Raw genomic sequence first — 14,138 nt, 5'->3', positions numbered from 1 at the left:
CACGGCCAGCGCTGCCGTATCGGACGCCTTCGTGCGCGCCGAAAACCAGGCAACTTTCCTGCTTCGCTCATCTGCCCATTCGCCGGAGAGCGCATCATGAAAAGCATTCTGACTATCTACTTCGCCACGCTGAAAGTGCTGATCGTTTCCAGCCTGGTATGCATCACCCTGTTGATCTTCTCCAACGTGGTTCTGCGCTACGGTTTCAACTCCGGGCTGTTCTTCAGTGAGGAGATCTCGCGGCTGGCCTTCGTCTGGCTGGTGTTCGCCGGGGCTCAGCTGATGCTCCACGAGAACGGCCATATCGGCGTCGATATCGTGACCAGCCGCGTATCGCCCACGGTCGGCAAATACCTGTTGCTGCTCACCCAGGTGCTGATGCTCTACGTCACCTGGCTGTTCCTGCAGGGCAGCTGGAAGCAGACGCTGATCAACCTGCACGTCGGCGCCCCCTCGACCGGTGTGTCCATGGCGCTGTTCTACGGCGCCGGCCTGGTGTTCTCGGTGCTCAGCGCTGTGCTGATCGCCGTGCAGATGATCGGCAACCTGAGAAGGCCGGCGGGCAGCTACATCCCGCCCACCGCCGAGCCCGACAGCCATGTCGCACCGACCACCCAACCTGGGGTACTGAAGTAATGGCCCTTACCGTCTTCGTTGGCGTGCTGATGGCCGCCATCCTTATCGGCGCTCCCATCGCCTACGCCCTGATCCTCTGCGGCGTAGCGCTGATGTGGCTGCTGGGCCTATTCGATGGGCAGATCATCGCGCAGAACATCATCAACTCCGCCGGCAGCTTCCCCCTGCTGGCCATTCCGCTGTTCATCATCGCCGGTGAGGTGATGAACAGCGGTGGGTTGTCCAAGCGCATCATCAACCTGGCCATCGCCATGGTCGGCCACCTGCGTGGTGGCTTAGGCTACGTGACCATCTTCGCCGGCGTGCTGCTGTCCAGCCTGTCCGGCTCGGCACTGGCCGATGCCGCCTCACTGACCGCGCTGCTGCTGCCGATGATGGTCATCGCCGGCTACAACAAGAACCGCTCCGGTGGCCTGATCGCCTCGGTCTCGGTACTCGGCTCGATCATCCCGCCGAGCATTGGCTTCGTGGTGCTCGGCGTGGCGTCCGGCCTGTCGATCACCAAGCTGTTCCTCGCCGGCATCGCCCCGGGGCTGATGATCGCCGTGGCGCTGTGCGTGGCCTGGTGGCTGGTGTCGCGCCGCGACACCGATGTGCAACTGAGCCCCAAAGCCAGCGGTAAGGAACGCGCCAAGGCGTTCGTCGACAGCATCTGGGCGCTGATGCTGCCGGTGATCATCGTCGTCGGCCTGCGCTTCGGGGTGGTCACGCCGACCGAAGCGGGCGCCGTGGCCAGCGTCTATGCGCTGCTGGTATCCGCCCTGGTGTACCGCGAGCTGAACCTCAAGGACCTCAACGCGCTGCTGCTGCGTGCCGGCAAGACCACCGCAGCGGTGATGTTCCTGGTCGCCGCCGCCTCGATCCCGGCGTGGATGATCACCATCGCCGATATACCCGGGCAGATCATCGACCTGATCGAACCGGTGATGGACAACCCGAAGTTGCTGATCCTGGTGCTGATGCTGCTGATCCTGGTGATTTCCATGGTCATGGACCTCACCCCCACCGTGCTGCTGCTCGCGCCGATCCTGGTGCCGGTGGTGACGGCGGCGGACATCGACCCGATCTATTTCGGCGTGCTGTTCATGATCAATTGCTCCATCGGCCTGATCACCCCACCCGTAGGCACGGTGCTCAACGTGGTCTGTGGCATCGGCCGAATGCGCTATGAGGCGCTGCTCAAGGGCACCTTCCCGTTCCTGATCGCCGAAATCGTCGTGCTGTTCCTGCTCGTCGCCTTTCCGCAGCTGGTCACCGTGCCGGCCGAATGGTTCGCCAAATAACAACAACCACAACAAGGATTTCACCATGAAGATGAAACTGACCGCACTGGCCGGCTTGCTGCTGGCCAGCAGCCTGAGCTTTGCCGCCGAGTACAACTCGCACACCATCAAGTTCGCCGCCACCAGCCCCAAGGGCACGCCGCCGGCCATCGGCATGGAGCTGTTCGCCGAGAAAGTCAGCGAGCGCAGCGGGGGCAAGATCAAGGTACGCACCTTCCCCAACGGCGTGCTTGGTGGTGACGTACAGGTGCTGTCGTCGCTGCAGGGTGGAGTGATAGAGATGATGACCTGGAACGCCGGGCTGATGCTCAACCACGTCACCGACTTCGGCATCCTCGATTTCCCGTTCCTGTACACCGACACCGCCAAGGTCGACGCCATGCTCGATGGCGAGGTCGGCAAGATGCTCACCGACCAGCTACCCGAACAGAATCTGGTCGGCCTGGCGTTCTGGGAGCTGGGCGTACGCAACCTGACCAACAACAAGCGCCCGGTGGCCAAGCTGGAAGACATCGCCGGGCTGAAGATCCGCGCCCAGCAATCGCCGCTGTTCCTCGACGTGTGGTCGGCCCTCGGTGCCAACCCGACACCGCTGCCGTTCACCGAAGTGCACACGGCGCTGGAGACCGGCACCGTCGACGGCCAGGAAAACCCGGCCGCGCTGATCCTCGCCTCCAAGTTCAACGAGGTGCAGAAGTACCTGAGCCTCACCCATCACAACTACAACCCGCAGATCGTGCTGATCGGCAAAGGCTTTTGGGACACGCTCAACGACGACGAGAAGAAGCTGATCAGCGAGGTGGCCATGGAGGTGCGCCTCGAGCAGCGGCAGATCTCCCGCGAGGCGGACAGCAAGGCCATCGCCGAGCTGGAGGCCTCCGGCATGCAGGTCAACGAGCTGCCGGACGAGGAAGTCGCGCGCATCCAGGAGAGGATTCGCCCGGTCGTCGACAAGTACGCCGCCAAGATCGATCCGCAGCTCGTGAAGAAGGTGTACGAGGCCATGGACGTCACCCAGCCCTGAACACCTGTTCATGATCTTCCAACCCAGGTTCGTCGATTTTGGCAGCTAAGGGGCGCAAGCAGCCGGTGAGAAGGTTGTGGGAGAGGCTTTAGCCTCGAGTTCTTTGCGCCTAGTCAGGCACATCGGGGCTAAAGCCCCTCCCACAAAAGCAGCCGCTTCGAATGGCCGCTTTTGCCTTGGAGCGGCCACCTCATGCACACGACGATCATGAAAAAACCTAAGCACCGCAGCGTCGCTGCACGAACAAGCGCGCCCGATCCCCTGGGCGCGCTCTGCCAGCCATAGAGGAAACCCATGAAAATTTCGGTCGCGCAGATCCACCCCGTTCCGGGCAACCCGACCCAGACCATCGAGAAGGTCGCCGAGCTCTCGCGTCAGACGGCGCGTGAAGGCTCACGCCTGATCGCTTTCCCCGAATGCCTGCTTACCGGCGGCTCCTTCGACAGCCGTGAAGAGCTGGAGCGTGGCGCCATCGGGATCGAGGCGCTGGCCCCGTTGCTGGCGGTAAGCGCAGAGACCGGCATCTATATCATCGCCGGCTTCTACGAACGACTGCCGGATGCCATCTTCAATACCGCTGCGCTGATCGGCCCCGCAGGCATCGTCGGCCTGCACCGCAAGCGTCACCTGCCGTTCATGATTGGCGACCGCTTCACCGACACCCCGGATGAATGGACGCCACCGGTTTTCGATACCGAGATCGGTCGCATCGGTATGGCCATCTGTTACGAGATCCGCTTCCCGGAAGTGGTCCGCACCCTGGCCCTGGAAGGCGCCGACATCGTCGTGCTGCCGGCCGCCTGGCCAGAGCAGGCACGTATGCTGCCGGACATCTTCAGCACCGTGCGAGCGGCGGAGAATATCGTCTACTTCGTGGCGCCGAACCGTAACGATATGGACGGCGGCATGCAGTTCATCGGCATGAGCCACATCATCGAGCCGTCCGGCAAGACGCTGGTACGTGCCGGCGCGGAAGATGGCGTGTTCACCGTAGAGATCGACGTGGAGAAGGCCCGCAACAAGTCGCTGATCCGCGAACCCGGCGTGTTCGAAGTGCATCCCTTCCGGGATCGCCTGCCCGACACCTACCGCATCTGAGGGCACCCCGATGACCAGCACACTGAAACAGCTGATGGCACGCGGCACCACCTATGGCATGAACATCTACAGTACCGCTTCGATGCCCATCGAAGTGGCCGGCAACTGGGGCCTGGACTTCGTGTTCATCGATGCCGAGCACACTTCGCTCGGCGTCGACCGCGACATGGAGAAGCTGATCCTGGCGGCCAAGTGTTCGAATATCCATAGCCTGGTACGGGTGCGTGGCACCCTTGACTGGGATATCCGCAAGGCCCTGGAAATGGGTGCCAGCGGCGTGATCATTCCGCAGGTGCACAACGCCGAGCAGATGCGCAGCATCATCCGCAGCAGCAAGTTCCCACCCATGGGCCGCCGTGGCGGTGACAGCTCGGTGCGTTCGGCAGGCTACGCCGGGCCGAACTTCGACTGGGGCACTTATACCCAGGCGGAGAACGAGCGCACGGTGATCGTGCCGATGGCGGAGAGCTACGAGTTCTTCGACAACATCGACGCGATCCTCGACGTCGAGGGCATCGACGCCGTGCACTTCGGCCCGGCCGACTATTCGTTGTCGCGCCAGTTACCGGTCGACTACCGCCTGGGTAACCCCGAAGTGCTGCAACGCCTGGAACTGCTGATCGAGAAATGCCATGCCCGCGGTATCCAGGTCATGGTGCCCTGCTTCCCGGCCGACGGCGAGACCGCCAGGCGACTGCGCGACATGGGCAGTGACATGCTGCTGATGGGCAGTGACCTGTCCTGGCTCAACCAGGCGGGACGCAGCATCGCTGCGGTGAGGGAACAGCTGCAGTAACCAGATAACCCCCAACCCACGAAGCCCGCGCTATGCGGGCTTTTTCGTTTCTGCAGACTGGGCCTGAGGAGCCCGCTACCGAAGAGCCGAGCTGGAGAGTCTGCAGTCAGGCTACGACGCCACATGCGCTGTGCGTAAGCAGGAGATAGTCGAACGGCGCCGTGCTCCGACCAGCTCACTGGGTCACGAGAGTTCTATATGCACCGTAGGGTGGAAGACGCTCCACCCTTCCACCAGCAACTCTGCGACCGTGGAGCCTTTACGTCTATTTCTTCCGTAGCCTGCGGTTGAGCGCAGCGATACCCGGGGCAGCTTGCTTCCTACCACCTGCCTGCCCTGCATCTTTCGGTTTTTGTGAGCCGAAAAGACGAAACCCCAGATCTCTGTCGAGACCTGGGGTTTCTTATAGAAGCTTGACGATGATCTGGCCGGCACTCCGGGACTCTCACAGCCACACCATCATTCGAGCGAAAAAGAGAAAGCCCTGATCAGTAAACTGACCAGGGCTTTCGGGTAGAAGCTTGACGATGACCTACTCTCACATGGAGAAGCTCCACACTACCATCGGCGATGCGTCGTTTCACTACTGAGTTCGGGATGGGATCAGGTGGTTCCAACGCTCTATGGTCGTCAAGCAAACGGGTTGCTGCTTCGGGGTTTAGCCGCTGCAGCGAATTGGGTATGTGATATCGGTTGGTATTACGTGTTCTCGCAAATCTTCGGCATTACTGTCGACTTCAACCGTCTAACAGCCAAATTGTTTGGGTGTTATATGGTCAAGCCTCACGGGCAATTAGTACTGGTTAGCTCAACGCCTCACAACGCTTACACACCCAGCCTATCAACGTCGTAGTCTTCGACGGCCCTTTAGGGAACTCAAGGTTCCAGTGAGATCTCATCTTGAGGCAAGTTTCCCGCTTAGATGCTTTCAGCGGTTATCTTTCCCGAACATAGCTACCCGGCAATGCCACTGGCGTGACAACCGGAACACCAGAGGTTCGTCCACTCCGGTCCTCTCGTACTAGGAGCAGCCCCTCTCAAATCTCAAACGTCCACGGCAGATAGGGACCGAACTGTCTCACGACGTTCTAAACCCAGCTCGCGTACCACTTTAAATGGCGAACAGCCATACCCTTGGGACCGGCTTCAGCCCCAGGATGTGATGAGCCGACATCGAGGTGCCAAACACCGCCGTCGATATGAACTCTTGGGCGGTATCAGCCTGTTATCCCCGGAGTACCTTTTATCCGTTGAGCGATGGCCCTTCCATACAGAACCACCGGATCACTAAGACCTACTTTCGTACCTGCTCGACGTGTCTGTCTCGCAGTCAAGCGCGCTTTTGCCTTTATACTCTGCGACCGATTTCCGACCGGTCTGAGCGCACCTTCGTACTCCTCCGTTACTCTTTAGGAGGAGACCGCCCCAGTCAAACTACCCACCATACACTGTCCTCGATCCGGATAACGGACCAGAGTTAGAACCTCAAGGTTGCCAGGGTGGTATTTCAAGGATGGCTCCATGAGAACTGGCGTCCCCACTTCAAAGCCTCCCACCTATCCTACACAAGCAAGCTCAAAGTCCAGTGCAAAGCTATAGTAAAGGTTCACGGGGTCTTTCCGTCTAGCCGCGGATACACTGCATCTTCACAGCGATTTCAATTTCACTGAGTCTCGGGTGGAGACAGCGCCGCCATCGTTACGCCATTCGTGCAGGTCGGAACTTACCCGACAAGGAATTTCGCTACCTTAGGACCGTTATAGTTACGGCCGCCGTTTACCGGGGCTTCGATCAAGAGCTTCGCGTTAGCTAACCCCATCAATTAACCTTCCGGCACCGGGCAGGCGTCACACCCTATACGTCCACTTTCGTGTTTGCAGAGTGCTGTGTTTTTAATAAACAGTCGCAGCGGCCTGGTATCTTCGACCGGCATGTGCTTACGGGGTAAACCCTTCACACTCACCGGCGCACCTTCTCCCGAAGTTACGGTGCCATTTTGCCTAGTTCCTTCACCCGAGTTCTCTCAAGCGCCTTGGTATTCTCTACCTAACCACCTGTGTCGGTTTGGGGTACGGTTCCTAATTACCTGAAGCTTAGAAGCTTTTCCTGGAAGCATGGCATCAACCACTTCATCGTCCTAAAGGACAACTCGTCATCAGCTCTCGGCCTTGATCTCCCGGATTTACCTAAGAAACCAGCCTACCACCTTAAACACGGACAACCAACGCCGTGCTGGCCTAGCCTTCTCCGTCCCTCCATCGCAGTAATTAGAAGTACGGGAATATTAACCCGTTTCCCATCGACTACGCATTTCTGCCTCGCCTTAGGGGCCGACTCACCCTGCGTCGATTAACGTTGCGCAGGAAACCTTGGTCTTTCGGCGTGCGAGTTTTTCACTCGCATTGTCGTTACTCATGTCAGCATTCGCACTTCTGATACCTCCAGCAAGCTTCTCAACTCACCTTCACAGGCTTACAGAACGCTCCTCTACCGCTCAACTTACGTTGAACCCGTAGCTTCGGTGTATGGTTTGAGCCCCGTTACATCTTCCGCGCAGGCCGACTCGACTAGTGAGCTATTACGCTTTCTTTAAAGGGTGGCTGCTTCTAAGCCAACCTCCTAGCTGTCTAAGCCTTCCCACATCGTTTCCCACTTAACCATAACTTTGGGACCTTAGCTGACGGTCTGGGTTGTTTCCCTTTTCACGACGGACGTTAGCACCCGCCGTGTGTCTCCCGTGCTGACACTTGCTGGTATTCGGAGTTTGCATCGGTTTGGTAAGTCGGGATGACCCCCTAGCCGAAACAGTGCTCTACCCCCAGCAGTGATACACGAGGCGCTACCTAAATAGCTTTCGAGGAGAACCAGCTATCTCCGAGCTTGATTAGCCTTTCACTCCGATCCACAGGTCATCCGCTAACTTTTCAACGGTAGTCGGTTCGGTCCTCCAGTCAGTGTTACCTAACCTTCAACCTGCCCATGGATAGATCGCCCGGTTTCGGGTCTATACCCAGCGACTAAACGCCCTATTAAGACTCGCTTTCGCTACGCCTCCCCTATTCGGTTAAGCTCGCCACTGAATATAAGTCGCTGACCCATTATACAAAAGGTACGCAGTCACCCAACAAAGTAGGCTCCCACTGCTTGTACGCATACGGTTTCAGGTTCTATTTCACTCCCCTCTCCGGGGTTCTTTTCGCCTTTCCCTCACGGTACTGGTTCACTATCGGTCAGTCAGTAGTATTTAGCCTTGGAGGATGGTCCCCCCATATTCAGACAAAGTTTCTCGTGCTCCGTCCTACTCGATTTCATTGATAAGAGCATTTCGTGTACGGGGCTATCACCCACTACGGCGGCACTTTCCAGAGCCTTCCACTACACTCTAATCAACTTAAGGGCTAGTCCCCGTTCGCTCGCCACTACTAAGGGAATCTCGGTTGATTTCTTTTCCTCAGGGTACTTAGATGTTTCAGTTCCCCTGGTTCGCCTCATGCACCTATGTATTCAGTGCATGATACCCAGCTTATGCTAGGTGGGTTCCCCCATTCAGAGATCTCTGGATCACAGTCTGTTTGCCGACTCCCCAAAGCTTATCGCAGGCTACAACGTCTTTCATCGCCTCTGACTGCCAAGGCATCCACCGTATGCGCTTCTTCACTTGACCATATAACCCCAAGCAATCTGGTTACTGTCTATAACGTGAAGACGACATTCGCCGAAAATTTGCACTTGAGAACAACGCAAATTTTACCTTGACCAGATTGACTACCAGTGAAAGTAATCAATCAGTCACTTCTATCACATACCCAAATTTTTAAAGAACGATGTTTCGACTGGTCAAAGACCAGAAATCAACATTCACACTGCCTAAACAGGAATGCTCATTTCTGAGCTCTCAACGCAACGACTGCAACCAGATAGTGGTGGAGCCAAGCGGGATCGAACCGCTGACCTCCTGCGTGCAAGGCAGGCGCTCTCCCAGCTGAGCTATGGCCCCGTATCATCTGCACCTGAATTGGTAGGTCTGGGCAGATTTGAACTGCCGACCTCACCCTTATCAGGGGTGCGCTCTAACCAACTGAGCTACAGACCTATAACAGGGCGGCACCAAGCCGACCTCACCCTACTCTCTACAACAGCGTGGGGTGCGCTCCAACCAACTGAGCACCGGCCTAGCCTAGGCGTTACAGCATCGTCTTCTACAATGAATCAAGCAATTCGTGTGGGAGCTTATGAATAAGCTGCGATCTTCGATTAAGGAGGTGATCCAGCCGCAGGTTCCCCTACGGCTACCTTGTTACGACTTCACCCCAGTCATGAATCACACCGTGGTAACCGTCCTCCCGAAGGTTAGACTAGCTACTTCTGGTGCAACCCACTCCCATGGTGTGACGGGCGGTGTGTACAAGGCCCGGGAACGTATTCACCGTGACATTCTGATTCACGATTACTAGCGATTCCGACTTCACGCAGTCGAGTTGCAGACTGCGATCCGGACTACGATCGGTTTTATGGGATTAGCTCCACCTCGCGGCTTGGCAACCCTTTGTACCGACCATTGTAGCACGTGTGTAGCCCTGGCCGTAAGGGCCATGATGACTTGACGTCATCCCCACCTTCCTCCGGTTTGTCACCGGCAGTCTCCTTAGAGTTCCCACCCGAGGTGCTGGTAACTAAGGACAAGGGTTGCGCTCGTTACGGGACTTAACCCAACATCTCACGACACGAGCTGACGACAGCCATGCAGCACCTGTGTCTGAGTTCCCGAAGGCACCAATCCATCTCTGGAAAGTTCTCAGCATGTCAAGGCCAGGTAAGGTTCTTCGCGTTGCTTCGAATTAAACCACATGCTCCACCGCTTGTGCGGGCCCCCGTCAATTCATTTGAGTTTTAACCTTGCGGCCGTACTCCCCAGGCGGTCAACTTAATGCGTTAGCTGCGCCACTAAAATCTCAAGGATTCCAACGGCTAGTTGACATCGTTTACGGCGTGGACTACCAGGGTATCTAATCCTGTTTGCTCCCCACGCTTTCGCACCTCAGTGTCAGTATCAGTCCAGGTGGTCGCCTTCGCCACTGGTGTTCCTTCCTATATCTACGCATTTCACCGCTACACAGGAAATTCCACCACCCTCTACCGTACTCTAGCTTGCCAGTTTTGGATGCAGTTCCCAGGTTGAGCCCGGGGCTTTCACATCCAACTTAACAAACCACCTACGCGCGCTTTACGCCCAGTAATTCCGATTAACGCTTGCACCCTCTGTATTACCGCGGCTGCTGGCACAGAGTTAGCCGGTGCTTATTCTGTCGGTAACGTCAAAATTGCAGAGTATTAATCTACAACCCTTCCTCCCAACTTAAAGTGCTTTACAATCCGAAGACCTTCTTCACACACGCGGCATGGCTGGATCAGGCTTTCGCCCATTGTCCAATATTCCCCACTGCTGCCTCCCGTAGGAGTCTGGACCGTGTCTCAGTTCCAGTGTGACTGATCATCCTCTCAGACCAGTTACGGATCGTCGCCTTGGTGAGCCTTTACCCCACCAACTAGCTAATCCGACCTAGGCTCATCTATTAGCGCAAGGCCCGAAGGTCCCCTGCTTTCTCCCGTAGGACGTATGCGGTATTAGCGTTCCTTTCGAAACGTTGTCCCCCACTAATAGGCAGATTCCTAGGCATTACTCACCCGTCCGCCGCTGAATCAGGGAGCAAGCTCCCTTCAACCGCTCGACTTGCATGTGTTAGGCCTGCCGCCAGCGTTCAATCTGAGCCATGATCAAACTCTTCAGTTCAATACTGCTTGGGTTTTGAGAAAACCCTAAACTTGGCTCAGCAATCGCAAAAAACTCTCGAATTCACGAGTGTTACTTGTGATGCTGATAATCTTGCGATCTATCAGTCTTAACTCACAAGCACCCACACGAATTGCTTGATTCAGTTGTTAAAGAACGGTTGGCTGAGGCTTTCGTCTCAACCGAGGCGCGCATCTTACAGCACCCTCACTTGCTGTCAAGTTGTTTTTGAAGAATTTTTTCTTTCTTCTCAACACCTTGCAGCGCCCGACCAGATCATCTTCTCTCCAGCGGGAGGCGCATTCTACAGCGTTACAAACCGCTGTCAACACCCTCTTTTACCGCCTTCGATCAAACCTGATCGAACCACCAACAAGACCATTCAAACCGCCCTGTCGATGCCGGCGCATTCTACTCGAATTCGCCGCCCGTGCAACCCTTATTTTCGTCTAACTCGTTGATCTAAAAAGAGTTTTCAGATCAGGCTGCGCCGGAAGTGGTGCGCATTATAGGCCCCCTGAAACTCAGGTCAACCGTTTATTTCATCTAATTGAAATAAAGCTGCCGGACGGGCTCTCTTCTATATAAGCAGCAACCAAATAGACCTATTTCAGGCCCAGCCGCCGGGCCAATCGCTGCAGGTTGGCCCGATCGACTGCCAGCTCGCGCGCCACGTCTGCCCAGCGCCCGGCATGACGTTCGAGCGCTGCTTCTATAAGACGTCGCTGGTAGTCATCCACCGAGCCGCGAAGCGGCTGCCCCACCGACGGCACCTCGGACTCGGTCGCCCCACTCACCTCTTCTTCTATATAGGTGCGATGTGCGGGGTGAAGATCCAGTGCGCGACTGTCGATGGTCAATATCTGCGGGCGCTCGGCGCAGGCCGACAGTGCCTTGATCGCCGCACGGCCGATCAGGTGCTCGAGCTCACGTACGTTGCCGGGCCAGTCATGCTGCAGCAGCGTCTTCTGCGCATCCGGCGCAAGACGCAGGCTGCGCAGCCCAAGGCGCGCCCGGTTGTCTTCAAGGAAGTAACCGGCCAGCAGCAGCACGTCACGCCCCCGCTCACGCAGGGCCGGCACCTTGAGCGGATAAACGCTCAAGCGGTGATAGAGGTCGGCGCGAAAACGCCCGGCACGCACCTCTTCGGCCAGGTCGCGGTTGGTAGCCGCCAGCACGCGGACGTCTACCCGGTGCTCGCGATCCGACCCCACGCGTTGCAGCTGCCCGCTCTGCAGTACCCGTAGCAGCTTGGATTGCACCGCCAGGGGCAGTTCGCCCACCTCATCGAGAAACAGGGTGGCGCCGTCAGCCAGCTCGAACTTGCCACGCCGCTCGCTGACAGCCCCGGAAAAGGCGCCCCGTACATGACCGAACAGCTCGCTCTCCACCAGGGTGTCCGGCAAGGCCGCACAGTTGATGCTGACCATGGGCCGTGAAGCACGGGAAGACGCCCCATGCAGCGCCTCGGCCACCAGTTCCTTGCCGACGCCCGTCTCGCCGCTGATCAGCACCGTCAGGTCACTGCTGCCGACCAGCTCTATTTCCTGCAGCAGCGCCTTGTGCCTGGGGCTCTGGCCGATCATCTCCCTTGGCCGCACGGCGGCAGCTGCTTGCTTATAAAGGTCGGCGCGGCGCTGCTCATCTTCCACGCGCCCCATGAGCAGGGAAATGCGCTCACTGGCCGCCACGGTCGCCGACGCGAGACTGGCGAAAGCTTCCAGCATGCCCAGATCGACACGACCGAAGCTGCTCGACTGCAGTGAGTCCAGGGTCAACAACCCCCACAACTGCTCCTTCACGTAAAGCGGGCACCCCAGGCAGTCGTGTACCTCCAGGTGCCCGTTTTGGCCCTCCAGCAGGCCATCGTAGGGATCGGGCAGCTCGCAGTCAGCGGCGAATCGAGTAGGCCCGCGGTGCTGCAGCAGTTCATGCAGCCGGGGATGCTCGCTTACCTTGAAGCGGCGCCCCATGGTGTCGGCACTCAGCCCCTCTATGGACAGCGGCACCAGCACCTCGCCATCGAGCCTGAGCAGTGCCACGGCATCGCAGGGAAACAACTGCCGTAGCGCCGCGAGCAGGCGCCGGTAACGCTCGCTTTCAGGCAGATCCCGGGAGAGGTCATCGACCAGCGGAAGCAGGGCAACCAGCAGAGGATTGGAAGTCATAAAGACACCTGAAGAGTCATAAAGACACACAACGCATGCGGTCAAAATGACTCATAACATGCGCAGGCCCAGTAATCCAGCGGGTTTGCCAGTTGGCACGGGATCTGTAATGGCCCTGGCAGATCCCCTTCATGCCTTGCGACAGGAACCATCATCATGCTGAGCCACCCACAACGCGCCATCATCAAAGCCACCGTCCCGTTGCTGGAAACCGGGGGCGAAGCCCTGACCCGGCACTTCTACGCGATGATGCTGGAGGAGTATCCCGAGGTACGTCCGCTGTTCAACCAGGCCCACCAGGCCAGCGGTGCCCAGCAACGTGCGCTGGCCAATGCGGTCCTGATGTATGCCCGCCACATCGATCGCCTCGAAGCGCTCGGCCCGCTGGTGAGCCAGATCGTCAACAAGCACGTGGCGCTGCAGATCCTCCCGGAACATTACCCGATCGTCGGCAGCTGCCTGCTGCGTGCCATTCGCGAGGTGCTGGGCGAGGAGATCGCCACCGATGAAGTGATCCAGGCCTGGGGCGTGGCTTACGGGCAACTGGCAGACATTCTGATCGGTGCGGAGGAGAGCGCTTACCAGGAGCACGAACAGGCGCCAGGGGGATGGCGCGGCTCGCGGGACTTCAGGGTAGTGGCCAAGACGCCCGAGAGCGAGGAGATCACCTCGTTCCTTCTGGCGCCAGTGGACGGCGGTACGGTGCTGCTTCAACAGCCGGGGCAATACATCGGCCTGCGCATGCTCATCGACGGTCAGGAGCAACGCCGCAACTACTCGCTGTCCGCCCAGGGCAATGGTCGCCAGTATCGGATCAGCGTCAAGCGCGAAACCGAGGGCAAGGTCTCCAACTACCTGCATGACCATATCCAGGTCGGCGATACCCTGGAGCTGTTCCCGCCAGCGGGCGACTTCGTGCTACGCCCCTCAAGCAAGCCCCTGGCGTTGATCACCGCAGGCGTAGGCATCACCCCGGCGCTGGCGATGGTGGAGGCGGCCCGCGAGAGCGGCCGGCCCATTCACTTCATCCACTATGCCCGCCATGGCGGTGTGCACGCGTTCAAGCAGTGGATCGAGGCGCAGAGCCGCGACTACCCGCAGATCAGCTATCGCTTCTGCTACAGCGACCCGCGCGACGGTGACCAGCCCCACGCCCAGGGCGTGGTGAGCCGCGAGCAACTGGCCGAGTGGCTGCCCGAGGACCGTGATCTGGATGCCTACTTCCTGGGGCCGAAGCCCTTTATGGCCCAGGTGAAACGGCATCTGGACGATCTGGGCGTACCCGCTGAACAGTGCCGCTACGAGTTCTTCGGCCCGGCCTCCCAGCTCGACGCCTGACCCG

7 protein-coding genes, 2 tRNA genes and 3 rRNA genes are annotated in these 14,138 nt (G+C 58.3%); 6 read left to right on the top strand and 6 right to left on the bottom strand.

The annotated features are described in order from the left end of the window. The first annotated feature begins 96 nt into the window (after positions 1 to 96). The 5 genes from K8U54_RS11080 (at position 97) to K8U54_RS11060 (ending at position 4,837) form a co-directional block, all read left to right on the top strand. Positions 97 to 636: a TRAP transporter small permease gene (locus K8U54_RS11080; RefSeq protein WP_249910166.1), complete on the top strand. Its 540-nt coding sequence runs from the start codon at positions 97 to 99 to the stop codon at positions 634 to 636. Next, complete coding sequence (locus K8U54_RS11075) at positions 636 to 1,919, top strand: TRAP transporter large permease subunit (RefSeq protein ID WP_249910165.1); 1,284 nt, start codon at positions 636 to 638, stop codon at positions 1,917 to 1,919. Before K8U54_RS11080 ends, K8U54_RS11075 begins: the two co-directional genes overlap by 1 nt. A gap of 25 nt (positions 1,920 to 1,944) precedes the next feature. Continuing rightward, entirely contained in the window at positions 1,945 to 2,943 is a 999-nt protein-coding gene (locus tag K8U54_RS11070) for a TRAP transporter substrate-binding protein (RefSeq protein WP_249910164.1), read from the top strand. A 294-nt stretch (positions 2,944 to 3,237) separates the two neighbouring features. After that, positions 3,238 to 4,041, top strand: a complete 804-nt coding sequence (locus K8U54_RS11065) for a carbon-nitrogen hydrolase family protein (RefSeq protein ID WP_249910163.1) — start codon at positions 3,238 to 3,240, stop codon at positions 4,039 to 4,041. 10 nt (positions 4,042 to 4,051) lie between these two features. Further along, the gene (locus K8U54_RS11060) at positions 4,052 to 4,837 is read left to right on the top strand and encodes an HpcH/HpaI aldolase family protein (protein WP_249910162.1); all 786 of its coding nucleotides are present in this window, start codon (positions 4,052 to 4,054) and stop codon (positions 4,835 to 4,837) included. A gap of 519 nt (positions 4,838 to 5,356) precedes the next feature. Here K8U54_RS11060 and rrf read toward each other — a convergent pair. The 6 genes from rrf to norR all read right to left on the bottom strand — a co-directional run bounded on the left by rrf (position 5,357) and on the right by norR (position 12,796). Beyond that, a 5S ribosomal RNA gene (gene rrf, locus K8U54_RS11055) occupies positions 5,357 to 5,472 on the bottom strand. Positions 5,473 to 5,609: 137 nt separating this feature from the next. Continuing rightward, positions 5,610 to 8,501 (bottom strand): 23S ribosomal RNA (locus K8U54_RS11050). Between the two features lie 257 nt (positions 8,502 to 8,758). Next, a tRNA-Ala gene (locus tag K8U54_RS11045) sits at positions 8,759 to 8,834 on the bottom strand. A gap of 19 nt (positions 8,835 to 8,853) precedes the next feature. Continuing rightward, positions 8,854 to 8,930, bottom strand: a tRNA-Ile gene (locus tag K8U54_RS11040). A 162-nt stretch (positions 8,931 to 9,092) separates the two neighbouring features. Next, positions 9,093 to 10,628, bottom strand: a 16S ribosomal RNA gene (locus tag K8U54_RS11035). The 16S, 23S and 5S rRNA genes sit together here with 2 tRNA genes alongside, the layout of an rRNA operon. 605 nt (positions 10,629 to 11,233) lie before the next feature. Further along, positions 11,234 to 12,796: a nitric oxide reductase transcriptional regulator NorR gene (norR, locus tag K8U54_RS11030; protein ID WP_249910161.1), complete on the bottom strand. Its 1,563-nt coding sequence runs from the start codon at positions 12,794 to 12,796 to the stop codon at positions 11,234 to 11,236. A gap of 156 nt (positions 12,797 to 12,952) precedes the next feature. On the opposite strand from norR, the gene hmpA reads away from it, so the two are divergent. Further along, on the top strand, positions 12,953 to 14,134 hold the full coding sequence (gene hmpA / locus K8U54_RS11025) for an NO-inducible flavohemoprotein (protein ID WP_249910160.1): 1,182 nt from the start codon (positions 12,953 to 12,955) through the stop codon (positions 14,132 to 14,134). Positions 14,135 to 14,138: the final 4 nt, after the last annotated feature.

It is taken from the genome of Pseudomonas fulva, from assembly GCF_023517795.1.
Lineage (GTDB): Bacteria > Pseudomonadota > Gammaproteobacteria > Pseudomonadales > Pseudomonadaceae > Aquipseudomonas > Aquipseudomonas fulva_D.
This window is presented reverse-complemented; position numbering and strand designations above follow the sequence as displayed.